Annotated in this window: 16 protein-coding genes; 12 read left to right on the top strand and 4 right to left on the bottom strand. The window is 62.5% G+C overall.

Annotated features, from left to right (window positions below):
* Positions 1–221 precede the first annotated feature (221 nt).
* The 12 genes from AC1DZ5_RS04165 to AC1DZ5_RS04110 are packed head-to-tail and all read left to right on the top strand — an operon-like array spanning position 222 to position 16,077.
* Positions 222–1,676, top strand: coding sequence for a benzaldehyde dehydrogenase (locus AC1DZ5_RS04165; RefSeq protein WP_477886349.1), 1,455 nt, complete (start codon positions 222–224; stop codon positions 1,674–1,676).
* Between the two features lie 36 nt (positions 1,677–1,712).
* Positions 1,713–2,480, top strand: a complete 768-nt coding sequence (locus AC1DZ5_RS04160) for a coniferyl-alcohol dehydrogenase (protein WP_477886347.1) — start codon at positions 1,713–1,715, stop codon at positions 2,478–2,480.
* A gap of 55 nt (positions 2,481–2,535) precedes the next feature.
* On the top strand, positions 2,536–4,191 hold the full coding sequence (locus AC1DZ5_RS04155) for a DUF1302 domain-containing protein (RefSeq protein WP_477886346.1): 1,656 nt from the start codon (positions 2,536–2,538) through the stop codon (positions 4,189–4,191).
* Between the two features lie 21 nt (positions 4,192–4,212).
* Positions 4,213–5,571 carry a DUF1329 domain-containing protein gene (locus tag AC1DZ5_RS04150; RefSeq protein WP_477886344.1) on the top strand — a complete coding sequence of 453 codons (1,359 nt, stop codon included), beginning with the start codon at positions 4,213–4,215 and terminating at the stop codon, positions 5,569–5,571.
* On the top strand, positions 5,571–6,647 hold the full coding sequence (locus tag AC1DZ5_RS04145) for a WD40/YVTN/BNR-like repeat-containing protein (protein ID WP_477886342.1): 1,077 nt from the start codon (positions 5,571–5,573) through the stop codon (positions 6,645–6,647). Before AC1DZ5_RS04150 ends, AC1DZ5_RS04145 begins: the two co-directional genes overlap by 1 nt.
* A gap of 10 nt (positions 6,648–6,657) precedes the next feature.
* Positions 6,658–9,087, top strand: coding sequence for an efflux RND transporter permease subunit (locus AC1DZ5_RS04140; protein ID WP_477886340.1), 2,430 nt, complete (start codon positions 6,658–6,660; stop codon positions 9,085–9,087).
* On the top strand, positions 9,084–10,205 hold the full coding sequence (locus AC1DZ5_RS04135) for an ABC transporter substrate-binding protein (RefSeq protein ID WP_477886338.1): 1,122 nt from the start codon (positions 9,084–9,086) through the stop codon (positions 10,203–10,205). The genes AC1DZ5_RS04140 and AC1DZ5_RS04135 overlap by 4 nt, the downstream gene beginning before the upstream one ends.
* A gap of 44 nt (positions 10,206–10,249) precedes the next feature.
* The gene (locus AC1DZ5_RS04130; RefSeq protein WP_477886337.1) at positions 10,250–11,215 is read left to right on the top strand and encodes an alpha/beta hydrolase; all 966 of its coding nucleotides are present in this window, start codon (positions 10,250–10,252) and stop codon (positions 11,213–11,215) included.
* Between the two features lie 40 nt (positions 11,216–11,255).
* Positions 11,256–12,392: an ABC transporter substrate-binding protein gene (locus tag AC1DZ5_RS04125; RefSeq protein ID WP_477886334.1), complete on the top strand. Its 1,137-nt coding sequence runs from the start codon at positions 11,256–11,258 to the stop codon at positions 12,390–12,392.
* A 38-nt stretch (positions 12,393–12,430) separates the two neighbouring features.
* A complete protein-coding gene (locus AC1DZ5_RS04120) occupies positions 12,431–13,489 on the top strand; it encodes a branched-chain amino acid ABC transporter permease (protein WP_477886332.1) in 1,059 nt (352 codons plus the stop codon).
* A 4-nt stretch (positions 13,490–13,493) separates the two neighbouring features.
* Positions 13,494–15,335 carry a branched-chain amino acid ABC transporter ATP-binding protein/permease gene (locus AC1DZ5_RS04115; RefSeq protein ID WP_477886330.1) on the top strand — a complete coding sequence of 614 codons (1,842 nt, stop codon included), beginning with the start codon at positions 13,494–13,496 and terminating at the stop codon, positions 15,333–15,335.
* Between the two features lies 1 nt (position 15,336).
* Entirely contained in the window at positions 15,337–16,077 is a 741-nt protein-coding gene (locus AC1DZ5_RS04110; protein WP_477886328.1) for an ABC transporter ATP-binding protein, read from the top strand.
* Between the two features lie 16 nt (positions 16,078–16,093).
* On the opposite strand, the gene AC1DZ5_RS04105 is transcribed toward AC1DZ5_RS04110, so the two are convergent.
* The 4 genes from AC1DZ5_RS04105 to AC1DZ5_RS04090 form a co-directional block, all read right to left on the bottom strand.
* Positions 16,094–17,287 (bottom strand): Wadjet anti-phage system protein JetD domain-containing protein, encoded by a 1,194-nt coding sequence (locus AC1DZ5_RS04105; protein WP_477886326.1) that lies wholly within the window; start codon positions 17,285–17,287, stop codon positions 16,094–16,096.
* A 42-nt stretch (positions 17,288–17,329) separates the two neighbouring features.
* The gene (locus AC1DZ5_RS04100) at positions 17,330–20,623 is read right to left on the bottom strand and encodes an ATP-binding protein (protein ID WP_477886324.1); all 3,294 of its coding nucleotides are present in this window, start codon (positions 20,621–20,623) and stop codon (positions 17,330–17,332) included.
* The gene (locus AC1DZ5_RS04095; protein WP_477886322.1) at positions 20,620–21,342 is read right to left on the bottom strand and encodes a DUF4194 domain-containing protein; all 723 of its coding nucleotides are present in this window, start codon (positions 21,340–21,342) and stop codon (positions 20,620–20,622) included. The genes AC1DZ5_RS04100 and AC1DZ5_RS04095 overlap by 4 nt, the downstream gene beginning before the upstream one ends.
* Before the next feature lie 74 nt (positions 21,343–21,416).
* Entirely contained in the window at positions 21,417–22,916 is a 1,500-nt protein-coding gene (locus AC1DZ5_RS04090; protein WP_477886319.1) for a DUF3375 domain-containing protein, read from the bottom strand.
* Positions 22,917–22,943 lie beyond the last annotated feature (27 nt).

The raw sequence follows: 22,943 nt of genomic DNA, 5'->3' as shown, positions 1-22,943 counted from the left end.
TCTGGCAAATTGTTTACCAAATGATCAAAAACCAGGTGCTGGTTTTCCCTTGGTTGGTGGCCAATGGCCTCCCTAGGGTATGTCCCTAATTTCCCTCCCAAAACTACCTGACGCGCTGTCGTCCTGCGTCCCACGGGCCGCGCACATGGCGCGCGCATTGCAAAAGAAGGGTACGCCGCACGAATGTGGCGATTTGATCAACCTACCGAAAGGACAAGCAAATGGGTGCTACCGAAGCCATGGCATTTTTTGACGTTTCCAGCCTGGCGCCTACCGCCCACGGTGCGGGAACGCGTGACGTGATTGAACCGGCTACCGGCCAGGTGATGTGCACGGTGGGGGTCGCCAATGCGCAGGATATGACGGCTGCCATTGCCGCCGCCGCCGTCGTTCAGAAAGCCTGGGTGGCAGTGCCTCCGCGCGAGAAGGCCGATGTGTTCCGCCGTGCAGCGGCCCTGTTCCAGCAGCACTTTGACGAATTGGCGCTGTATGCCACCCGCGAGACGGGCGCCATATTGCCCAAGGGCCAGCACGAAATTCGCGAGGCCATCACCATCTGCCACCTGGCTGCAGCCATGCCATTGCAATCACAAGGCCATGTGCTGCCCAGTGTGCAAGGCCGCATCAGCATGGCCCGCCGTGTGCCCCATGGCGTGGTGGGCGTGATCTCGCCGTTCAACTTCCCATTGATTCTGACTATCCGTGCCGTGGCGCCCGCGCTGGCGGCGGGCAACGCGGTGGTGATCAAACCCGATACCCGCACCCCCGTGACAGGCGGACTGATGATTGCGCGCATTTTTGCCGAAGCGGGCTTGCCCAAAGATTTGCTGCAAGTGCTCCCCGGGGATGCCGAGGCGGGCGAAGCTTTGGTGGTGGACCCGCTGGTGCCCATGATTGCCTTTACCGGTTCGCCCGCAGTGGGTCGCCGCATTGGCGAGCTGGCAGGTCGCCACCTCAAGAAGGTGTCGCTGGAGCTGGGGGGCGCGAACAACCTCATCATTCTGGACGATGCCGATCTGGACATTGCCGCCAGCAATGCGGCCTGGGGTGCCTACCTGCACCAGGGTCAGATCTGCATGGCCTCCAACCGCATCCTGGTGCATGAAAGCATTGCCGCAGAGCTGACCCAGCGCCTGGTCATGAAGGCGACCCATTTGCCCGTGGGCGACGGTGCCAGCGGCCAGGTGGCTCTGGGGCCGCTGATCGATGCCAAGCAGCGCGACCGCGTCCATGCCATGGTGCAAGACAGCGTCAAGGCCGGCGCCAAGTTAGAGGCAGGCGGCACGTTTGACGGCCTGTTCTACAAGCCCACCGTGCTCTCCGGCGTGAAGCCCGGTATCCGCGTGTTTGATGAAGAAACCTTTGGCCCGGTGGCCAACATCGTCACCTACAAGACGGACGAAGAAGCCATTGCCCTGGCCAACAACCACACCGGCAGCCTGGCGTCTGCGGTGATTTCCAAGTCGGTGGGGCGCGCCATGGCCATAGGGCAGCAGCTCAAGTCGGGCATGGTGCACATCAACGACCAGACGGTGAACGACGACTGCGTGAACCCCTTTGGCGGTCCCGGCATTGCCGGCAACGGCACCAGCGTGGGCGGCCCTGCCGATTGGGAGGAGTACACCCAGTGGCAGTGGATCACGATCAAAGACACCGCGCCCATGTTCCCGTTCTAAACGGCATCCCACATCTTTTCATCAGGAGACATTCTCATGAGTTTGCAAGGAAAAACCATTGTCGTTACGGGCACCTCTTCCGGTATTGGTGCCGAAGTAGCGCGTCTGGCCCGCTTTCAGGGGGCCACGGTGATTGGCGTAGACCGCAATGACCCCAGCCTGACCCTGGACGGCTTTGTCAAGGCCGACCTGTCCACGGTGGAAGCCATCAACGCAGCGGTGGCCCAGCTACCCAAGCGCATCGATGCGTTCTGCAACATTGCGGGCGTGCCCGGCACCGCAAGCGGCGACTTGGTGGCCAAAGTGAATTACCTGGGCCTGCGCCATTTGACCGAGCAGGTGCTACCGCTTATTCCACGCGGGGGCAGCATTGTCAACGTGGCCTCCATCCTCGGTGCGGAATGGCCGCAGCGTTTGGCATTGCACAAAGAGTTGGCCGCAGCTCAGGGCTTTGAGGCTGGTGCGCAATGGTTGCGCACGCATGAGGTGCCCCATGAGACCTGCTACCAGTACTTCAAGGAAGCGCTGATTGTGTGGAGTGCGGTGCAGTCGCAGAAGTGGTTCATGGACAAAGGCGTGCGCATGAACTGCGTGGCGCCCGGTCCGGTGTTCACGCCCATCTTGGGCGACTTCGTGTCCATGCTGGGGGAAGAGCGCGTGCAGAAAGATGCGCACCGCATGCTGCGCCCCGGTTTTGCCGACGAAATTGCCCCGGTGATTGCTTGGCTATGCAGCGATGCATCCCGCTGGGTCAGCGGCGCCAACATTCCGGTGGATGGCGGCCTGGCTTCTACCTACATCTAGCGCAGGCATTCGTCTGACGTTCACGCTACCAAAACACATAACGACGAGACATTGCATGAACCCGAAACATACACCCTTCAAACTGGGCGCCCTGGCACTGGGCGCCAGCCTGTTGTGCGCCTTGCCCGTACACGCACTGGAGCTGGACTCTGGAGACCCGGACACCAAGATCCGGTTGGATTTCACGCCCAAGTACAGCATGGCTTATCGCATGCAGGATGCATCAACGGACCTCACTCCCGCGGGGAATGAAAACGACGGCAACCTGAACTTCGCAAAAGGATTGATTTCCAATCGCGTGGACTTGTTGACCGAGTTTGATTTCAACCACGGTAACTGGGGCCTGCGTGTGAGCCATACCGCTTGGTACGACGCAATGTACATGCGTGGCAATGCCAATGACGGCACCAAAAGCGTGAACAACGCCAGTGGTCAGGCGGCCAATGAGTTCATCCAGGCCACGGTGGATCAGCACGGGCGCGGAGACCAGTTCCTGGACGCCTTTGTGTATGGCAAGGGCTCGCTGGGAGATATACCTGCCTCGGTACGCCTTGGACGGCACGCCGTGCAATACGGGGAGAGCGTGTTCTTTGGCCAAAACGGCATTGCAGCCGCGCAGGGACCTGTCGATGTCGCCAAGATCCTGTCAGTTCCCAACTGGCAGTTCAAAGAGGTACTGCTGCCAGTGGAGCAGCTCTCCGGTACGCTGCAGATTGCAGAAGGCGTGACCTTGGGAGGCTATTACCAGTTCAAGTGGCGGCCCAGCAAAATCCCCGGTGTTGGCAGTTACTTTTCCAATCAGGATTACATAGGTGGCGGCCGCGTCTACTTCAGTGCACCTCCTTCACTGACCACAGACGCCAGCAAAGACCAGACCCCTGGAGACAGTGGTCAATTTGGCGCACAGGTGCGTTGGGCGCCGACCGGAGGCGCCTTTGAGTATGGGCTGTATGCAGCCCAGTACCACGACAAAACGCCTTCCGCACTGGTGTTCGATTTCATCAACGGCAATGTTCGCACTGTCTATGCGAAAAACATAAAAACCGTCGGAGCCAGCGTGAGTTCCTCGGTGGGACAGCTGAACTGGGCGCTTGAAGGTTCGGTACGGAAGGATGCTCCCCTGGCCAGTGACCCTGCGGTGCTTGCAGGCGCTCCCACCATGCCTGCCAACGATTGCAGTGGGGATGCAAGCAACCCCTGCTACGCGGTGGGCGATACGGGCCATTTGAATCTTTCGGGGATTTACGTTCTCAACAAGTCCAGCCTGTGGGACGGCGGCGCCATCGTGGCTGAGTTGGCCTGGAACCGCACGCTGAGCGTGACCAAAAACCCCGGGAGCGTTGGCTTTGGTGGTTTGGACCCCAATGCCACGCGTGACGCCTCCGCAGTGCGCGTGATTTTTGAGCCGCAGTACTTTCAGGTGGTGCCGGGGCTTGACCTGTCCATTCCGATGGGGATTGGCTACAACTTTGGTGGGCGGTCTTCTGCCATCTCCAATTTTGCAGGCGGAGCCAGTGAGGCAGGGGATGTGACAGTAGGTGTCAAAGGCAAATACCAGGACTGGAATTTTGGTCTGAATTACACGGCCTTCTTTGGCACCGCGAAGACCTTCACGGTGACCGACCCCAGTACGCCCACCCGCATGTTGTCCTATAGCCAGACGCTGGCAGACCGCAACTACCTGTCCTTCAATCTTTCCCGCACGTTCTAAAAATCTACTGAGACACATCTTATGACGCAGATTACAAAACACATCCTGTTGGCTGCAGCTTCGCTGGCCGTTTCCGTGCCCGCCCTGGCCGCAGTGAGTGCTGAAGAAGCGGCGAAGCTCAAAACCACCCTCACTCCGCTGGGGGCCGAGAAGGCGGGCAACAAGGCCGGCACCATTCCCGCTTGGGACGGTGGTTTGACCAAAGCACCGTCCGGTTACAAGAACGGCGATCCCCGGCCCGACCTGTTTCCTGGCGAAAAGCCCACCCTGTCGATCAACGCCGCAAACATGGCTCAGCACGCCGACAAGCTGACCGATGGCGTGCAGGCGCTGATGAAGAAATACCCGGATTTCCGCATCGATATCTACCCCACGCACCGCACCGCCGCCGCACCGCAATTCGTGTACGACAACAGCTTCAAGAACGCCACGCATGCCAAGACCATCGACGGTGGCTACGGCATGGAAGGTGCCTTTGGCGGCGTGCCGTTCCCCATCCCCAAGGACGGCTATGAGGTCATCTGGAACCAGCGTACGGCCTGGCACGGGGGTAACGTCACGCTGCCGATGCGGGTGTGGGTGGTCACGGCCGATGGTCGGCGCGCGATGGCCTCTGGCGGTACGCAGACCATCAGCCAGGCGTTTTATGCCAAAGAGGGCAGCCTGGAAAAGTTTGACGGCTACTACCAGTACGGCAAATTTGTCGCCAATGCGCCGGGCTCCAAAGCAGGAGAGGCGATTCTGGCGCTAGACAGCGTGTCCGACGCCGTACCGCGTGGCCTGTGGCAGTACCTGGTGGGCCAACGCCGTGTGCGCAAGGCCCCTTCCGTGGCCTACGACACGCCGGATTCGGTGACCTCCGGCATCGGCCTGTTTGACGAAGCCTTCACGCTGTTCGGCCCTATCGACAAGCATGAACTGAAGCTGGTGGGCAAGCGGGAGGTCTACATCCCGTACAACAACAACCGTGCAGCGGCGGCGAAGGTCGAAGACCTGGTGACGCCCAATACTTTGAACCCGGCCCAGGTGCGCTGGGAGCTGCACCGCGTGTGGGAAGTGGAAGCCACCCTGGCCGCAGGCAAGCGCCATGTGGTGCCCAAGCGCAAGTACTACATCGACGAAGACTCCTGGCAAACCGTGTTGTTCGACGGCTGGGATGCCAAGGGCCAACTCTGGCGCACCAACTTTGCACTGATGCTGACCGCGCCTGACGTGCCCGTGGTGACCAACTTTGTGCTCTGGGGTGGCTACGACATGCAAAACGGCTCCTACTACCTGAACATGGCCTCCAACGAGTTGCCCAAGCAGTACGAAATCGTGCCGCCAATTCCACGCAGCTTCTTCAGCCCCGAATCTCTGGCCAACGAAGGCTCACGCTGATGCACAGATTTGCACACCCTGGCATGGCGCGGCGCGCGGTCCTGGGGGCGCTTGCGGGCTGGGCCGCTGCGGCACCGCTCGCCGGGGCGGCCAGCGCTCCGGCGGTGTTGTCAGCGCCGGCCCTCATGAGCCCCAAGGCCCTGGGCGCGGCCACACTGGCCGTGACTCGTGCTGGGCAGCGCCTGGTGGCGGTGGGCGAGCGCGGCACAGTGCTGCTGTCGGACGACCATGGCACCACGTGGAAACAGGCCTCGGTGCCGGTGCAAACCACCCTCACCACGGTACGTTTTGCCAATGAAAAAACCGGCTGGGCGGCCGGCCATCTGGGCGTGATCCTGCGCAGCGATGATGCTGGCGCCAGCTGGCACAAGCAGCTCGACGGCATCCAGGCCGCAGCGCTGATGTTGCAAGCGGCGCAGGCCAAGGGGGATGACAAGGCCATTGCCAATGCCCAGCGCTGGGTGGAAGAAGGCGCGGACAAACCGTTTTTTGACCTCGAATTCATCGATGCCCAACGCGGCTTTGCCGTTGGCGCCTACGGGCAGATGTTCGCCACGGTAGATGGCGGCAAAACCTGGGCGAGCGTTGCTCCGCGTTTGCCGAATCCCAAATCCCTGCACCTGTATGGCCTGCGCGCCCACGGCCAGACGCTGCTGATCGCGGGCGAACAAGGTCTGCTGCTGCGTTCCACCGATGGTGGGCTCAGCTTCAACGCGCTGGCCTCGCCCTACAAAGGAAGCTTCTTCGGCTTGCTGCACACCGCCGGGGATGTCTGGGTCGCTTATGGCCTGCGTGGGTCTGCCTACCGCTCTCTGGATGCAGGCACGCAGTGGAAACAGCTCGACACCGGCCTGCCCATGGCGGTGGGCGCGGGCACGGCTTTGCCGAAAGGCGGCTTTGTGCTGATGGGCCAGGCCGGCGACATCTTGCTGGGACGTGACGAGGCGGCTGCGCTGCAACGCACGCCAGCGCGTGAACCGGTTCCGGTGTCGGGTGTTGCCATCGCGGCCGATGGCAGCCTGGTGCTGGCCAGCTTGCGCGGAATGCGGCGCGTGTCCGCACCGCTTGTTAACTGAAGAAAATTTCATGCACGCCGATTCCTCTTCCAACACCCAGCCCGTCGTCGCGCGGCTGGAAGACTTTGACACGCGCTCGGGCAACTGGGTGGAGCGCGCCTTTTTCAACCACCGTCCCTGGGTTGTGGCGATCTGCCTGCTGCTAACCCTGGTGTTGGGTTGGTTCGGGACCCGGCTGCAATTGAATGCCAGCTTCGAGAAGACTATCCCAACCTCGCACCCCTACATCGTCAACTACCTCGCGCACAAGGGCGATCTGGCGGGCCAGGGCAATGCGCTGCGTCTGGTGGTGCAGGCCAAGCAGGGCACGATTTACGACAAGGCCTACCTGGAAGCGCTGCAGAAAATCAACGACGAAATCTTCCTGCTTCCCGGCGTGGACCGCCCGTTCATGAAGTCGCTGTGGACCTCCAGCACGCGCTGGGTGGCGGTAACCGAGGAAGGGCTGGATGGCGGCCCGGTGATTCCCGACAGCTATGACGGCTCCTCCGCCAGCCTGGCCGAACTGCGCGCCAACGTAGAGCGCTCGGGCGAGATCGGCCAGTTGGTGGCGGGCGACTTCAGGTCCAGCATCGTCTTCGTGCCCTTGTTGGACCGCAACCCGGAGACTGGCAAGGCGCTGGACTATGGCGACCTGTCGCGCCAGATCGAGGTGCTGCGCGCCAAGTACGACGGCGACGTCTTGCAGATTCGCGTGACCGGGTTTGCCAAGGTGGTAGGCGATCTGATCGAAGGCCTGCACCAGGTCGTATTGTTTTTCCTGTTGGCCCTGGCCATCACGACCGTCGTGCTCTATGGCTACACGCGCTGCAAGCGCAGCACGGCGCTGGTGGTGGCGTGTTCGCTGGTGGCAGTGGTCTGGCAGTTCGGCTTGTTGGCCTTACTGGGCTATGAGCTGGACCCGTATTCGGTGCTCGTGCCCTTCCTCGTGTTTGCCATCGGCATGAGCCACGGTGCGCAGAAGATGAACGGCATCATGCAAGACATCGGGCGCGGCACGCACCGCGTGGTGGCAGCCCGCTACACGTTTCGCCGCCTGTTCATGGCTGGCCTGACTGCGCTGCTGTGTGACGCCGTGGGCTTTGCGGTACTGATCATCATCCAGATCAAGGTGATCCAGGACCTGGCCCTGATCGCCAGCATCGGCGTGGCGGTGCTGATTTTCACCAACCTGGTGTTGTTGCCCATCCTGCTGTCCTACACCGGCGTGACGCCCTCTGCGGCGGCGCGCAGCTTGCGCGACGAGGTGGTGTTTGAAGGCGCCAAGCGCCCCTGGCTGTGGGCCTTGCTGGACCACTTCACGCAAAAACGCTGGGCCACGGCGGCCGTGATGGTGGCCGCGTGCATGGCGGCCGGCGGCTATGCCGTCAGCCTGAACCTGAAGATCGGTGACCTAGACCCCGGCGCGTCCGAACTGCGCCCCGACTCGCGCTACAACCGCGACAACGCTTACCAAATCTCTCACTACGCCGCCAGCGCGGACATCCTGACCGTGATGGTGACGACGCCCATCGACCAGTGCACCCGCTACGAGACGCTGGCAAAACTCGACACCCTGGCCTGGCGCCTGGAGCAACTGCCCGGCGTGGAGTCCACCAACTCCATGGCGGCGCTCTCCAAGCTGGCCATGGTGGGCTACAACGAAGGCAACTTCAAATGGTTTGAGCTGTTGCCCAACGACGGTGCTTTGGGCGGGGTGCAGACCCGCGCGCCGCGCGAGCTGTTCAACCAGAACTGCTCCTTCCTGGCGCTGTACGTGTACCTGAAGGACCACAAGGCCGAAACGCTGTCACGCGTGGTGGCCGAGGTGGAGCAGTTTGCCGGCGCCAACAACACGCCCGAGATCAACTTCAAGCTGGCCGCCGGCAGTGCCGGCATCGATGCGGCCACCAACATCGTGGTGGGCAAGGCCATGCACGAGATGCTGCTGTGGGTGTACGCAGCCGTGGTGATTTTGTGCTGGATCACCTTCCGTTCCTGGCGCGCGGTGGTGGTGGCGGTGCTGCCGCTGGTGCTGACCTCCATCCTGTGCGAGGCGCTGATGGTGGGCCTGGGCATGGGCGTGAAGGTAGCCACCCTGCCGGTGATTGCGCTCGGTGTGGGCATTGGCGTGGACTATGCGCTGTACGTGCTGAGCATCACGCTGGCCCGTCTGCGCGAGGGCGCGAGTTTGTCGGACGCCTACCACCACGCCTTGCAGTTCACGGGCCGCGTCGTGATGCTCACCGGCATCACGCTGGCGCTGGCCGTGGGCACCTGGGCGTTCTCGCCCATCAAATTCCAGGCCGATATGGGCATCCTGCTGGCCTTCATGTTCGTCTGGAACATGGTGGGTGCCCTGGTGCTGCTGCCGGCACTGGCGCATTTCCTGTTGCGCGTTCCGGTTCCCGAGACGCGCGTGCTGCCTGCCGAGCAGGAAGTGATCGGTGCGACGGCATGATGCAGCAGAGTCGGCGTTTGCTCCTTGTGCTGGCGGTGCTGCTGTGCGCGGGGATCGCGGTCGGCGCAACGCTTGAGTCCGTCGTCATCGGTCAGTCGCTGCCGCTGACAGGGGCGGGTTTTCCGGTCGCGAACCGGGTGCTGGCTGGTGCCAAGGCTCATGTGTCACGCGTCAACGCATCGGGAGGTCTTTTCGGGCGTCCGGTCGAGTTGGTGACGCTGGACGATGGCGGGGACCCCAAGCGCGTGGCCGCCAATCTGCGCACCCTGGTGCGTCAGCACGGCGCAGCTGTCATCGTCAACTGCCTGGGCGAGCGATCTTGCCTGGAGGCTGCCCAGGTCACGCGCGAACTGCATGTTCCCTTGGTGGGCCCCATGTCGGGCGTGCTGCAACTGCGCTCGACCGCGATCCGCCATGTCTTCAGCACACGACCGGACGACGCGCGAGAAGCCGATACCCTGGCGCGTCAGTTGCGCTCCGTCGGCATCACCACGGTGGTGGTGCTGAGCGATAACTCTGAGCCCATGCGCACCGAGGCACTGACAGCCGCGCTGCAGCGCGCCGGACAGGTGGTCGCCCGTATCACGACCGATGCGCGCACGGAGTCCCTGGAAGCCGCGTTTCAGGGCTTGGCCAAAGCCGCACCGCAGGCCCTGGTCGTCAGCCTGGGCTATGAGGCGCTGGACGCACTCGACCGACTGCCCCTGTCGACCCGGGCGGGCGTCCCCTTGACCATCGCAACCTTGTCATCGGCCGGGCTGACACAGATGACCCAACTGTTCCGCGATCGCGTGATTGGCTACACCAGTGTGGTCCCAAACCTGGATGTCACCCGCTTGCCCATTGTTCGCGATTTGCAGCGTGATGCCGATGCTTTTATTGGCCCCGAGGCGGCGACTTTTGAGGGCCTGGAGGCTTATCTGAACCTGCGCGTGTGCACCGAGGCACTGGAGCGTGCCGGGCCGCGTGCCGATGGGCAGCGGCTGGGCGAAGCGCTGGAAAACCTGGGCACGCTGGACCTGGGTGGTTTTCGGCTGGTGTTGGGGCGTGACCGACACCACGGCTCGGACTTTGTTGAGATCGGCATGCGCGCACGCGATGGCAGACAGCTGCGCTGAATGCCGACCCCTATTTTTTTAAACCCCAATCAGGAGAAGACACTGTGAACGCAGCCATCAAACCCATGCTCGAAGTCGCCGATATAGACCCTGCCTTGGCCGGATTCCTGGCCCAGGCCGCGGCCCAGGGCAATCCGCCCATCGAGTCCCTGCCACCGGCCATCGCGCGGCAAATCTACCGTGGGATGGCCGACTCCCTGGGGCTGCCGGCCCCTGCCGTTGGCAAGGTGGAAGACACTACTTGCCCAGGGCCTGCGGGGGCATTGCCCTTGCGCATCTACAGCCCGCAGGCTAGCGGTGCGAACACACCACTGCCCGTGTTGCTCTTCTTGCACGGCGGTGGCTTCGTGATTGGCGACCTGGAGACCCATGACAAGGTTTGCCGCACCCTGTGCCATCACGCAGGCATGGTGGTGGTCGCAGTGGACTACCGGCTTGCGCCAGAGCACCCGTTTCCCGCAGCAGTTGACGATGCCGAAGCTGCGTTGCACTGGGTGTTGGACCACGCGACGGTTTTGGGTGGCGATGCCAGCCGCATTGCAGTGGCTGGCGACAGCGCGGGCGCGCAACTGGCTTTGGTGGCCACGCGGCGTGTGCGGGCCGCCAACGTGCGGGCGTTGGGAATGATCTATCCGGTGGCACAACATCCCGACGAGCCCAGCCCGTCGTACGCTGAGAACGATGGAAAGTTTCTGACCATCGGCGTGATGCAATGGTTTATGGGCAGCTACCTCGGCGGGCAAGCAGAGGTGCTAAAGCACCCGGACTATGCGCTGTTGAAGTCCGGCGGCTTTGAGACCTTGCCTGCCACCTGGGTCGGCACCATGGGCCACGACCCGTTGCGTGACGAGGGGCACACCCTGGCTCTGCGCATCGCCAGTGCCGGAGTGGCGGTGGCACACCACCACTATCCCAGTGCCATCCACGCTTGCATCCACTTCACTGCAGTGTCGCCAGTCGGCCTTGCTGTCATGACGGACTTGGCGCAGTGGCTGCGTGAGAACGTTTGAAACGATGCACGAATAAATGCACAACGATACAGGAGACAACATGAAACCATTTTTTCGCACTCTGATGGCGACCGCAGCCCTTGCACTGGGCGGTGCTGCGCATGCCGATATCAACATCGGCGTGAGCCTCTCGCTGACTGGTCCGCTGTCCTCTCTGGGTATCCCTCAGAAAAACTCGCTGGCGCTTTGGCCGGACAGCTTGGGGGGAGAAAAAATCAAGCTGGTGGTGCTGGATGACGCGTCGGATCCCACCACAGCGGTGAAGAATGCACGCAAGTTCGCCACCGACGACAAGGTGGACTTGCTGTTGGGCTCGTCCAGCGTGCCCAACGTCATTGCCATGGCCAGTGTGGCGCTGGAGCAAAAAGTGCCCCAGCTCGGCATGGCACCGTTTGACTTGCCCAAGGACAAGGGCCAGTGGACCTTCATTCTTCCCCAGCCCATGGGCCTGATGGCCAATGTGGTGGCCGACAAAATGGTGGCGGATGGTGTGAAGACGGTCGCCTTCCTGGGCTTCAACGAGTCTTACGGCGATGCGTGGAAAGGGCTGTTCGGTGCGGCCGCAGCCCAGCGCGGCATCAAGGTGATTGCGGAGGAACGTTACTCGCCCATGGACTCGTCGGTCATGGCGCAAACGGTCAAGGTCATGGCGGCCAAGCCTGATGCCGTGTTGATCGTCGGTGCGGGTACGCCAGCCGCGTTGCCGCAAATCACCTTGCGGGACAAAGGGTTCAAGGGCCGCATTTACCAGACCCATGGCGCGGCGTCACCAGAACTGTTGCGGGTGGGTGGCAAGGCGATGGAGGGAACCGTCATGCCCGCAGGTCCGGTGCTGGTGGCCGAGCAATTGCCCGACAGCAGCCCGTTCAAGGCGCCCGGCGTGGACTACGTGGCACGCTACGAGAAAAAGTACGGTGCCAACTCTCGCAGCCAGTTTGGCGCCCACATGCAGGACGCTTTGCTGGTGTTGCAGCGGGTGGTTCCGCTCGCCTTGAAGAAGGGCAAGCCAGGAACACAGGAGTTCCGCACCGCGCTGCGCGATGCCATCGAGTCGGAAAAGGAAATGGTCATTTCCCATGGCGTGCTCAATTACTCCCCCGACAACCATGGCGGCTTTGACAAGCGTGGCGCGGTGCTGCTGACGGTGGAAAACGGCCAGTTCAAGCTGTTGAAGTAAAGCTGCGCAAAGCTTCTATCGCATAGGCAAAGGCATCCATGGATCTGCAGATATTTCTGGTCCTGCTGCAGGACGGCGTGACCAACGGCACCATCTACGCACTGTTGGCGATGGCGATCGTGTTGTTGTTTTCGGTGACGCGGATTATTTTCATTCCACAGGGCGCCTTTGCCGCCTACGCTGCTCTGACCGTAGGGTTGCAGCAGCGTGGCCAGGTGCCGGGAACGGCCTGGTTGCTGCTGGTCTTGGCCGTTGCCGTGGCCTTGTTGGATGGGCTGGCACGGTTGCGTGCCCAGCGCCAGGCGCCTGCGGGAGTGCTGCACTGGTCCGCGCTGGCGCGGCAGGCAGCCGGCACGCTGGTTTGGCCGCTGTGTCTTGTTGCGCTCAGTGTGGGCCTCTCGTTCACTGCGGCGCCCTTGTTGGTGCAGGCGTTGTTGGCGCTGGCCCTGGTGACCTCCTTGGGGCCGTTGATTTACCGTTTGGCATTCGAGTCGCTGGCCGACGCCAGTATTCTGGTGCTGTTGATCGTGTCGGTGGCGGTGCATTACGTGCTGACGGGGCTGGCCTTGCTGTTCTTCGGTGCAGAGGGCTACCGCAACCCCGTTTTTTGGGAGGCCGATTTTGCGCTGGGGCCATTGAATGTGACCGGGCAGACCCTCCTCATCTACGGCTGCACGTTCGCCCTGATTGTGTTGCTCTGGCTGTTCTTTGAGCGGACCCTGCAAGGCAAAGCGCTACGGGCGGCGGCAGTGAACCGGTTGGGCGCGCGGTTGATGGGCATTTCTACCCGTGCCGCGGGCAAGCTGGCCTTCACCCTGGCGGCATTCATCGGTGCGCTGGCGGGCCTGCTGCTGGGGCCGACGACCACCGTGTTTTACGACAGCGGATTTCTGATCGGTCTCAAGGGCTTTATTGCGGCGGTGTTTGCGGCTTTGTCGAGCTATCCGCTGGCCCTGGTCGGTGCGCTGGGTGTGGGTGTGCTGGAGTCGTTCAGTTCCTTCTGGGCCAGTGCGTTCAAGGAGGTGCTGGTGTTCGCGGCCATTTTGCCGGTGCTGTTGTGGCGCTCCCTGCGCCATCCCCCTGCGTTGGAGAGTTGAGTCCATGGAACCTGCATTGCATCCAGGTACGGTTGCGCTTGCCCCGCATCCCCTATCCCTTCATGCGTGGACAACCCCCAGGAGGCTGGGCGGTTGCGCCGTTGCGCTGCTGGCACTCCTGCCTTTGCTGCCCGTACCCGAGTCGTGGTTTACCCAGCTGAACTACATCGGCTTGTATGCCCTGGTGGTGATGGGCCTGGCCCTGCTCACGGGGGTCGGGGGGCTCACCTCTTTCGGGCAGGCGGGGTTTGTGGGCATTGGCGCCTACAGCACAGCCCTGTTGACCACCCAGTGGGGCGTGTCGCCCTGGCTGGCCCTGGCAGTTGGCATTGTGCTGACCTGCATGGGAGCCTTGGTGGTGGGTTGGATCACCTTGCGCATGTCTGGCCACTATCTGCCCCTGGCCACCATGGCGTGGTGCTTGGCGCTTAATTTCGGCATGATGAATCTGCCCGTGTTGGGCAAGTCGGACGGTCTGCTGGGTATTCCTGCCCTGCAGGTGTTGGGCGTGAGTTTGATGGACAGCCGCGCTATTTTTTACCTCATCTGGGCAGTGGCATTGGTGTGCGCCTGCTTGCTGCTGAATTTGCTGGACTCCCGACCAGGACGCGCCATCCGCACGTTGAATGGGGGCGTCACCATGGCCGAAGCCATGGGCATCTCCACCTTCCGCTACAAGATGGTGATTTTTATGTTGGCTGCGGTGCTGGCTGCCATTTCGGGTTGGCTTTTTGCGCATCTGCAGCGCACCGTCAATCCATCCCCATTCGGTATCAAGCTGGGCATGGAATACCTGTTCATGGCGGTGATCGGCGGTGTCGGTTCCATCTGGGGGGCGTTTGCCGGTGCGGCGGTGTTCAAGCTCACCGAGGGTGGCCTGCAAACCGTCTTATCGCAGTGGCTGGGGTCGTCGGGCAATTTTGAAATGATTGTCTTTGGTGTGTTGCTGGTGGTGGTGCTCAAGTTTGTGCCGGAAGGGCTTTGGCCTGCGCTGGTGGCGCGGGTCTCGTGGCGCTTGCCCAAGGCAAGGGTGCGCCGGGATTGGGCGCGGGCCGAAGCCTTGCCGGTGCGGACCCAACCGGTGCGCGGCACGCCGCTGCTGGAGGTGCTGGCGGTACGCAAGCAGTTTGGCGGGCTGGTGGCCGTGAATGACGTGAGCTTCTCCGTCCGCGCGGGAGAGATCGTGGGCTTGATTGGCCCCAACGGGGCTGGCAAGTCCACCACCTTCAATCTGGTGTCGGGCATGTTGCCGCTGAGTGGAGGAGCCATTCGCTTTGGAGACGAGTGGGTGACCGGATTGGGTGCACGCCACATGGCGCAGCGCGGCATGGCGCGCACCTTCCAGCACGTGAAGATGATGCCCGACATGACCGTGCTGGAGAACGTGGCATTGGGAACGTATATGCGCACGCGCGCTGGCAGTTTGCGCGCCATGCTCCGGTTGGATCGCGCGGATGAGCGCCAAGCCTTCAAGGAGGCGGAGCGACAGCTGGCCCGTATCGGCATGCTGGACCAGATGGACGAGCTGGCGGGCAATCTGGCTATGGGACCGCAGCGCTTGATGGAAATCGCCCGCGCTCTGTGCGCCGATCCGGTGTTGCTGCTCCTGGACGAGCCTGCGGCGGGGTTGCGCCACAAGGAAAAGCAGGCGTTGGCCGCCGTACTGCAGCAACTCAAGCGCGAGGGCGTATCCCTGCTGCTGGTCGAGCATGACATGGAGTTTCTGATGAACCTGACGGATCGCATTGTGGTGATGGAGTTCGGCACCAAGCTGATCGAAGGCAGCCCCGCCGACGTGCGAGCCAGCCCGGTGGTACGAGCGGCCTACCTTGGCGCGGAGCACTGAAATGACAGCCGCTTACTTTGAGGTGAAGGCGCTGCACGCTGGCTACGGCCGGGCCGAAGTGCTCAACGCCGTGAGCTTGCGCATACCGCAAGCCAGCATGGTCACGGTGGTGGGGCCGAATGGAGCGGGCAAATCCACCTTGCTCAATGCGCTGATGGGCATCTTGCCGCACACCGGCCGCATGGTTTTCCAGGGGCGGGACCTGAGTGCCTGCACGCTGGAGGAGCGCGTGCAGCACGGCGTGGCCTTGGTGCCGGAAACCCGGGCCTTGTTCAACACCATGTCGGTGTTGGACAACCTGTTGTTAGGGAGCTACCGTCTGGCGGGGGTTTCCAAGGGAGCAAAGCAGGATCGGGCGGATGATTTGAAGCGCGTCTACGCCCTGTTTCCGCGTCTGCAAGAGCGCCAGCAGCAGCTGGCGGGTACGTTGTCGGGTGGCGAGCGCCAGATGGTGGCCATCGGTCGTGCATTGATGGGGCGGCCGCAATTGCTGATGCTGGATGAGCCTAGTCTGGGACTGGCGCCGCTGGTCATGCAGGATATTTTCCAACAGCTTACGGCGCTGCGGGCTAGTGGGGTGAGCATCTTGCTAGTGGAGCAAAACGCGCGCGCCGCATTGGCGGTTGCAGATTACGCCTATGTGCTGGAGGGCGGAGAGATCACGCTGGAGGGCCCAGCCGCAGACCTGGCCCGGGACCCGCGGGTGATAGACGCGTACTTGGGCGCTAGCGCTGCGGTATGACGGGAGTCAGATAGCTTCAAGGTATGGGGCTATCTGCAAGAGTGTGTAGCCAATTGTCGACGGCAGATGCAATTTCTGCCGCTGGCAAGAACTCTTGCTCAAGTCTTCCGCAAACCAGCGAGCGCAGCTGTCGATCCAAGGCAATTTCACTGGGCAGAAGTACGCCGGACGATGGGACATCGGCGTGCACAGGCTCCGCTACGGCCAGATGTTGGTATGACGCAAAACTTGCCTCATCCATGAGTAGCGCATGTAGCAGGGGGATGTGACCGCGCGCGGTGGCGAGCATGCTCAAACCCCAAGTGTCGATATCGCCCCAATACGCCACGTTCCGATTCTGCAGCCATGGTGCGCAGAGCCAGCTGAGATTCATACCGGCGCCCAAGATAGCAATGGTGTCTGGTACGGGCGTAGGCAGCTGATGCAGGCTGCGCTCGTTCTCGACCAGCAAAATTCGGCTGGCAGGCAACGCCGTTGTCTTCAACTCGTTGGCAGTGACGCGTAGGCGCCGAAATGGCAGCAGACCGTCTGCGAGTGGAGTCACCAGCAGCCAGTGCTCACCTTCCGGAGCAGCTCCCAGGAAAGCGGTCAGACCTTGGCGGCTAGCTTCCCCATCAAAGCGTTCATCCAACATCGCCCTTAGCAGGCTGTCATGGCGCTCGAAAAACTTGCTGTCGTTCCCTGCCAAAGCGAGCGAACGCAGTGGCCTACCCTCTGCGCAACCCGGTTCCAGTTGCATCGCGATGCGGGTGGCCGTGATGACTTGTTCTGACGTAACGCCCCGCCACAGGCTTAGTCGGCGCAGCAGCAGGCGGTGAAAGCGTGCATCTACCTGGCCTAGTACCGCCACAAGCGCGCGGTAATCTGCGCTGGCCTGCGCACCGTCTCTACCGGCGCAGCGATCAAAGGCTTCTGCGCAGTCCGAGGGGCGCAAGAGCCAGTGTGTGGGAATGTCAACGGGGGCCGCACCGCTGCGGTACTGGCGCGGCTTCCATTCCACCTGGCCAGGGCCGTGCTCGGCAATGGCCCGCCATTGCTGCAAATGTTGGCGCAGGGCGGCACTGTCGTCACGAAAACTTTGCGCGCCGGGTTCGCCGATGGGCAGTCGCAGCGGCCAGGCTTGCGTGTTGGGCAGCAGGTGCTGCTCGCGCCAATCGCCGCGCTGCCATTGGCGAGCCAGCTGGTCGGCGAGTTGGCGGGGGGACTTCATATGCTCTGAAAACTATAGCTGCTCACGCTTATTGCATACGGGCTAGAGGTCATTTTTATTCATATCCTGGCGTTGCTGCGCCCGTGCATCCAGCTCTTGCCAGCTCAGGGATGCCAGTGTGGCTTGGCGTCCGCGTCTGTGCACGAGCACAGCGCTGCGCGTATGGTTGCGCAGTAGGCGCAGTTCCTTATTGGGCGTGACGAAAAGGGCATGCAGCCCAAATTCGCGCAGCGCCTGGATGATGCGCGCGGCCACGGCCTGTGAGCTTTTGGAGAAAGCTTCGTCCAGCACGATGGTGGCAAACAGGGGCAGGCTACGCCCTTGAGGGCATAGCGCGTAGCTCAGCGAGGCGGTGAGCACGTAGCTGGCGATGATTTCCTTCTCGCCCCCGCTGCCACCTTGGGAGCCGGTGCGCCGCTCCAGCACCTGCTGGGTTTCGCGGTCTAGCACCAGGACGGTGAATTGCAGGCGGTAGCGGGCATCGAGCAGCGCCTGCGCGGCCTTGGTGCGGCGGTTGGTGGCATGTTCGCGCAGCAGCTCCACCATGGTTTGCAGCGCCTGGTAGTGGCTGCGGCCACCATCGTCCCGCAGGCGTTCGCTGCGCAGTTGCGCCATGGTTTTTTGCAGATCCTGCAGTACGGGGTGGATGACGGTCTGCGGGTCGAGTTGCAAGTAGCGCCCGCTCTGGAAATCCACGCGTGCCAGGGTGTCGTTAAGTCGGTCTATGCGCTCGATGATCTCTGCGACCTGTGCCTCGATTCCCGACAACAGCGTGCTCACGCCCTGGTCGGAGGCGCTGTTGAGATAGTCTTGGAAACGCTGGCGCTTGGCTGGCAGGTCTTCTTCTTCCAGAACCCGCAGGCGGTCCAGGTAAGGCTGCAGGGCTTCGATTTCTTGTAGCTGTTCAGACAGTGTGCCTCGGTCTTCCTTCTGCGCCCGGCCCATCTGGCGGATGACGTCTTTGTGCAGTTCGGCGAGTTGGCTTTCTTGGGTTTTTAGTTGCTGGAGTGTTTGGGTTTGTGCCCGGCGCTCTTGGCCATCGAGCGAGTCGCAGGCCAAAGGCTCAGAGAGCTGTGCAGTGATGGCGTCGTGCCACGCTGCCGCGTCTTCCCCAAGGGCAGATTGTCGATTCGCATATTCGCGCTGCCTGGCCTCTGCTGCTGTGTGGCGCTCTTTAATGCTCGCTTGCGCCCTCTGGAGGTCGAGCAAGGCCCCGGCTAGCGCAGCGCTGTGCTCCCGAGCGGTTTCCCAGCGCACTTTCGCCTGGGCGGTGCCCGACTGCGGGGCCAGCAAAGCGCCCAGACGGTCTTGTAGGGACTGCAACTCTGTCGCAACGCTGCCAACATCCAGATCGTCCCATTGCAGCGTTTGCAAATGCTTCCACCATTGGGCGATTTCCGCCGCTTGCGCTTGTGCGGATTGCGCACGCCGTTTCTCGTCTTGTAGCGTTTCCCAGTGCCCGGCTTGATCGGCAATCTGCCCCTCGAGGTGCGCCAGGCGGTCGCGGTTGTCAAAGCCGGTCAACCAGTCCTGGTCAATGCGCTTCTGGTCCTGCTTGTCGAAGTGCTGCGCCTTGCCCGACATCAGGCCTTCTCGGGTCATGGCGTGCGGTGTGGTGCGCAGGGCTTCCGCGCTGTCTACGCAATGCAGGTCCAGCTCCGCCAGCAACTGATGCAGCGTGCCTTTGTGGGCATGATCTTTAAGGTTGAGTTTGACCGCAAAGCCGTCGCCCAGAAACTGCTGGGGCTTGGTCGTCGCGCGAACTTCGAGCAGGCGCACATGCAGGCGGTTGTCGCGCTGGTTGATCCAGGTGAGCGCAGCGCCCATGGCCTCGGGTGGCACCAGGATACGCAGGCGGTGGCTGCCCAGCGCGCGTTCGATGGCGCCGCGCCAGGGGTGCTGTTTTTTCTGCACCTCTACCAGTTCGGCGACGAAGGGTAGGTCGTCAGGTGGCAGCTGCAATTGTGCTGCCAGTGCGGCACGGAACTGGGTGAATGCCGTCGGCAGGTTGGAGCCGGGGCGCTGGCGCACGGCTTGCAACTCGGCTCGCAAATCTTTCAACGCTGCGTGTGCGTTGTGCTCGTTGGCCACTGCCTGTTCGGCGGCTTCCTGCAGACCATGCTGTTGCGCTTCGAGTGCTTGGAGCGCGGGTCCAGCCTGTGTTTGGTGGTCTGCCAGTGCCTCGGCGCTGAGCGGCTTGGCCGCTTGCAGACCCAAGTGTTGCGCCAGCGCTTGGTAGTCTGCCGCATTCTTTTTCTTGTGCGCCAGCGCGTCGCCTTGCGCCTTGATGTTCTGCTCCAGCAGTTCAATGTTGCCACCGCCAGCATTCAGATAGGTTTCCAGTAGGGCCTGTTCGTGGTTGCGAGCTTGCGCCAGCGTGAGACCGTCCGCCTCGATCTGACGCTGTTGCGTATCCAGTGCGGTTTGCAACTCCTCACAACGCGCTCCCCACAACCGCACGCCCTGCGCCGCAAACCACTGCGGCAGCGCGGCCTGCAGCTGGCGCAGTTCCTGTAGGCGTTGCTGCAGCTGCGCCTCACGTTGGGCCATGTCGCGCAGCGGCAACAAGGCCATGTATTGCAGGTTGGCCAGCTCCAGCTCGGCATGGATGGCGGCGAGCTCGTCAAAGCTTTTGGCAACGTCCAGTGCTTTGTCAAACGCGCTGTGGTCGTCCAGCACCAGCTCGCGGAAGATGTCGTCGATGCTGTTGAGTTGTTTCAAGCCCGCTGCGCGGTTGAGCAGCGTGAAGGCGTTGGGCCCCACCTCGAAGCAACTTTGCAGCTGCGCCAGATAGGTGGACTTGCTGGGAAAGATACGCAAGCCCTCGGTGGATTTCTCCAGCTTGCTCAGGGCGCGCGCACCGCCGCTGTGGTGCTCTTCCAGCCATCCGTCCAGGCTATGTCCGGCACCTTGCGCAAAGCACCAACGCCGATTCAGGTCGGTGGCACCGGAGCTACTGCCGTCGAACCAGAAGATCGCGCCGATCAGCACGCTGTCTGCTGCATCCTCGCCCCGCACCAAGCGGGCGGCTATGCCGGTGACGCAGCGGCCGGTGCGGGCCAGGTGGTCACTATCGTCCCCGGCGTGGCCGGGACCGCTGGCGCCGCGCACATAGGACACCAGATCGCGATCGCTTTCATGCCCGCCGGTCGAGGCCAAGTTGTAGCGCGGGTTGGCGCACAGGAGCGTCATGAGCGCGTCGATCAGCGTGGTCTTGCCGCTGCCGGTGGGGCCGATGATCGCGGTGTTGGCCGCGTCGATATAGGCCTGGTGGCGACCTGCGAAGGCGCCCCAGTTGTACAGGTGCAGTTCCTGCAGGCGGTAGCCGGGTGTCATTCTTCGGTCCCTGTTGCGGCGCTGCTGCCGCTGATCTCCCGCAGCCGTTGCAGCAGGGTTTGCAGGTTTTCGGGGTTGGCCAAGTGCACGATCATGGGTCGGATGGTGAAGCGGTCTTGTGTATCCACCTCGGACACCACGCCGTGTCCACGCAGGTTCTCCAGCAAATTCATCAGGCGCTTTTTCTCCTGCATGTCGCTGCCGGTGCTGCCCAGATAGATTTCAATCTGGGGCAGAAGGCTGTCCACCACCACTTGCACGGGCGCGCCCAGGCCGCTTTCTTGCTCACGTTGCAGAAATTCGCGCCGCAAAATTGCCAGTAGCAGCGATTGCTCCAGCGTCAGCCGTTGGCGGCGCACCAGCGGGTGCGTCCATTCGTCCTCGTCTTCGCCGTCCGGTTGGTAGGTGGCCGCAATGGCGACGAAAGCCAGGCCACGGTGGTCGTCTACTTTCACGCACAGGTCCAGCGGCTCCAGTAGCGTATCCACACGGCTGGTCTGGGTGGTGATCTGGCGAAACAGATGGGGCTTGGTCGCTTGCTCCAGCAATCCGTACTTGAGCAGCTCCTGTACCGCACGGCGCAGGGCGGCGGGCGTGGCGGAGACGGATTCTGCCGCGGGTGCGACTGCTATTTCTGGTGTCTCGGTCGCGTCAGCCGTTTCCGGGATAGGCGCGGCATCGGCCCACTGGTCAAAGATGTCTGGATTGTCAGATGACATCGACGGCTTTCAAGAAAGAATGTTTTCTGGCTATAGCCCCGGTGGAATATGCGCAAGCTGCTATCATTTTTATATCACCCATCGATGCTCCTTCCCCGCATTGCGCCCGCTTCCAGCGCCACGCGCGGCACGGTGAATTGCCATTCGCCTTCTTGGGTGCGGGTCGTGATCTGCTCTTGCTGCCCGTCATTGAACACCACCCCCGATTCGCGTGCCAGGGCCAGCCACAGGGTCAGCGTTTCCAGGTCATGCGCACCGGGCGGTAGCGCTTGGGCCAGTGCGGCCAGGGTCATGGGTTGGTCGCTGTGTTTCAGTGCTTGCAGCGTCTGCGCCAGCAGGGCTTCCCGGTCCAGGCCTTCGAAAGCTTGCCAGAACTCATCTTCCACTTCGTCGAGGTCGGCGTATTGCGTGGTCAGCAGCAGCTCGGTTTCACCGCCACCGTCCAGCGACTTGATGCGCAGCCGCTCGATCAGCGGCAGACCGGCCAGCGCCACACCCAGCGGTGGCAGTGGTGCATCCTGACGCCGGACGGCCTGGCGCTGCCAATCGACTTCCAAGGCTTGTTGCAGGATGTCGTTGAGCAACTGGCCCACGCGCTGGTTCTCGGCGGCCTGCCCGGTTTTCATGAACTGGCTGACTTCACGCTCGCTGCGGGCGCGCACGGTCTGTACCACTTGGGCTTCTTTGATGAGCTGCTGCACCAACAGGCTCAGTGTGCTGTGTTGCACATCGTCCAGTGCCCGTGTCGCACTGGGGTGTTTCAGGATGGCCCGGATGCGCAATCGCATTTCGGCCAGCTCACTTTGCTGGTTCAACTGCTGCTGGAAGCCTTCGAACACACGGCCTTCTTGTGTGTTGAGCAGGCTGGCATGGCCGTCGAGCAGCTGGTCCATCACAGCACCCCGGTGGTATTGGGCGCTGATGATGGCTTGGCGCAGTGCGCGGTCTGCCTCGCGCCATGAATCTTCCACGCGCCGAAAATCCGCCCGCAGACTGGTGGCCAGGGCATAGACCTCGCGAATGCCCTCCGTGGCCTGTTCCTCGGTCAGCGTGGCGATACGGCCCTCCCGGACATCGTCCAACTGCTGCTGCAACTCGGCCATGCGGCGCTCCAAATGCGCGGTACGGCTTTGCGGGTCGGGGTTGAGGGCAGCCGCCAGGTTGTCGATTTCACGCTGCACCACGGCCAGGCGCGAAGCGGTGGAGGTCATCATGCGATGGTCCAGCTGCGCCACGAAGCGCATGGCCGTCTTGAGCGCATCGGTTTCGAACACGCGACCTTCGCGTTCTGTGACCAGCGCGCGCCGTATCCACTCGCGCAGTTCGTGCCGCGCCTGGGCGGCTACGTCCTCGGTGCTGATCTCGAAGTCAGGATCGTTGGCGTGAGCGGCCAGTTGGTTTGCAAGCGCCTGCATGGCCGTATCAAAGGGCACACCGTCGCGCTGGTGTTCGAACAGTGCCTCCAGGCAACTGAGCATCAGAGGCGCACGCCGCGATGCCAGCAACAGCCACGCGGGGTGCTGCTGGCGTGCGAGCAGGTATTTCTGCGTGCGCTGTTGGTTGAGGGTAGCCATGGACGGGATTGCTGCGATGGGGTCCAC

Source organism: Rhodoferax sp. P1_F3 (assembly GCF_056405715.1).
This window is presented reverse-complemented; position numbering and strand designations above follow the sequence as displayed.

What these genes read in the sequence shown, in the direction of transcription:
- AC1DZ5_RS04165 (WP_477886349.1), top strand. Translation starts at nt 222, where the DNA reads ATGGGTGCTACCGAAGCCATGGCATTTTTTGACGTTTCCAGCCTGGCG.
- AC1DZ5_RS04160 (WP_477886347.1), top strand. Translation starts at nt 1,713, where the DNA reads ATGAGTTTGCAAGGAAAAACCATTGTCGTTACGGGCACCTCTTCCGGT.
- AC1DZ5_RS04155 (WP_477886346.1), top strand. Translation starts at nt 2,536, where the DNA reads ATGAACCCGAAACATACACCCTTCAAACTGGGCGCCCTGGCACTGGGC.
- AC1DZ5_RS04150 (WP_477886344.1), top strand. Translation starts at nt 4,213, where the DNA reads ATGACGCAGATTACAAAACACATCCTGTTGGCTGCAGCTTCGCTGGCC.
- AC1DZ5_RS04145 (WP_477886342.1), top strand. Translation starts at nt 5,571, where the DNA reads ATGCACAGATTTGCACACCCTGGCATGGCGCGGCGCGCGGTCCTGGGG.
- AC1DZ5_RS04140 (WP_477886340.1), top strand. Translation starts at nt 6,658, where the DNA reads ATGCACGCCGATTCCTCTTCCAACACCCAGCCCGTCGTCGCGCGGCTG.
- AC1DZ5_RS04135 (WP_477886338.1), top strand. Translation starts at nt 9,084, where the DNA reads ATGATGCAGCAGAGTCGGCGTTTGCTCCTTGTGCTGGCGGTGCTGCTG.
- AC1DZ5_RS04125 (WP_477886334.1), top strand. Translation starts at nt 11,256, where the DNA reads ATGAAACCATTTTTTCGCACTCTGATGGCGACCGCAGCCCTTGCACTG.
- AC1DZ5_RS04120 (WP_477886332.1), top strand. Translation starts at nt 12,431, where the DNA reads ATGGATCTGCAGATATTTCTGGTCCTGCTGCAGGACGGCGTGACCAAC.
- AC1DZ5_RS04115 (WP_477886330.1), top strand. Translation starts at nt 13,494, where the DNA reads ATGGAACCTGCATTGCATCCAGGTACGGTTGCGCTTGCCCCGCATCCC.
- AC1DZ5_RS04110 (WP_477886328.1), top strand. Translation starts at nt 15,337, where the DNA reads ATGACAGCCGCTTACTTTGAGGTGAAGGCGCTGCACGCTGGCTACGGC.
- AC1DZ5_RS04105 (WP_477886326.1), bottom strand. Translation starts at nt 17,287, where the DNA reads ATGAAGTCCCCCCGCCAACTCGCCGACCAGCTGGCTCGCCAATGGCAG.
- AC1DZ5_RS04100 (WP_477886324.1), bottom strand. Translation starts at nt 20,623, where the DNA reads ATGACACCCGGCTACCGCCTGCAGGAACTGCACCTGTACAACTGGGGC.
- AC1DZ5_RS04095 (WP_477886322.1), bottom strand. Translation starts at nt 21,342, where the DNA reads ATGTCATCTGACAATCCAGACATCTTTGACCAGTGGGCCGATGCCGCG.
- AC1DZ5_RS04090 (WP_477886319.1), bottom strand. Translation starts at nt 22,916, where the DNA reads ATGGCTACCCTCAACCAACAGCGCACGCAGAAATACCTGCTCGCACGC.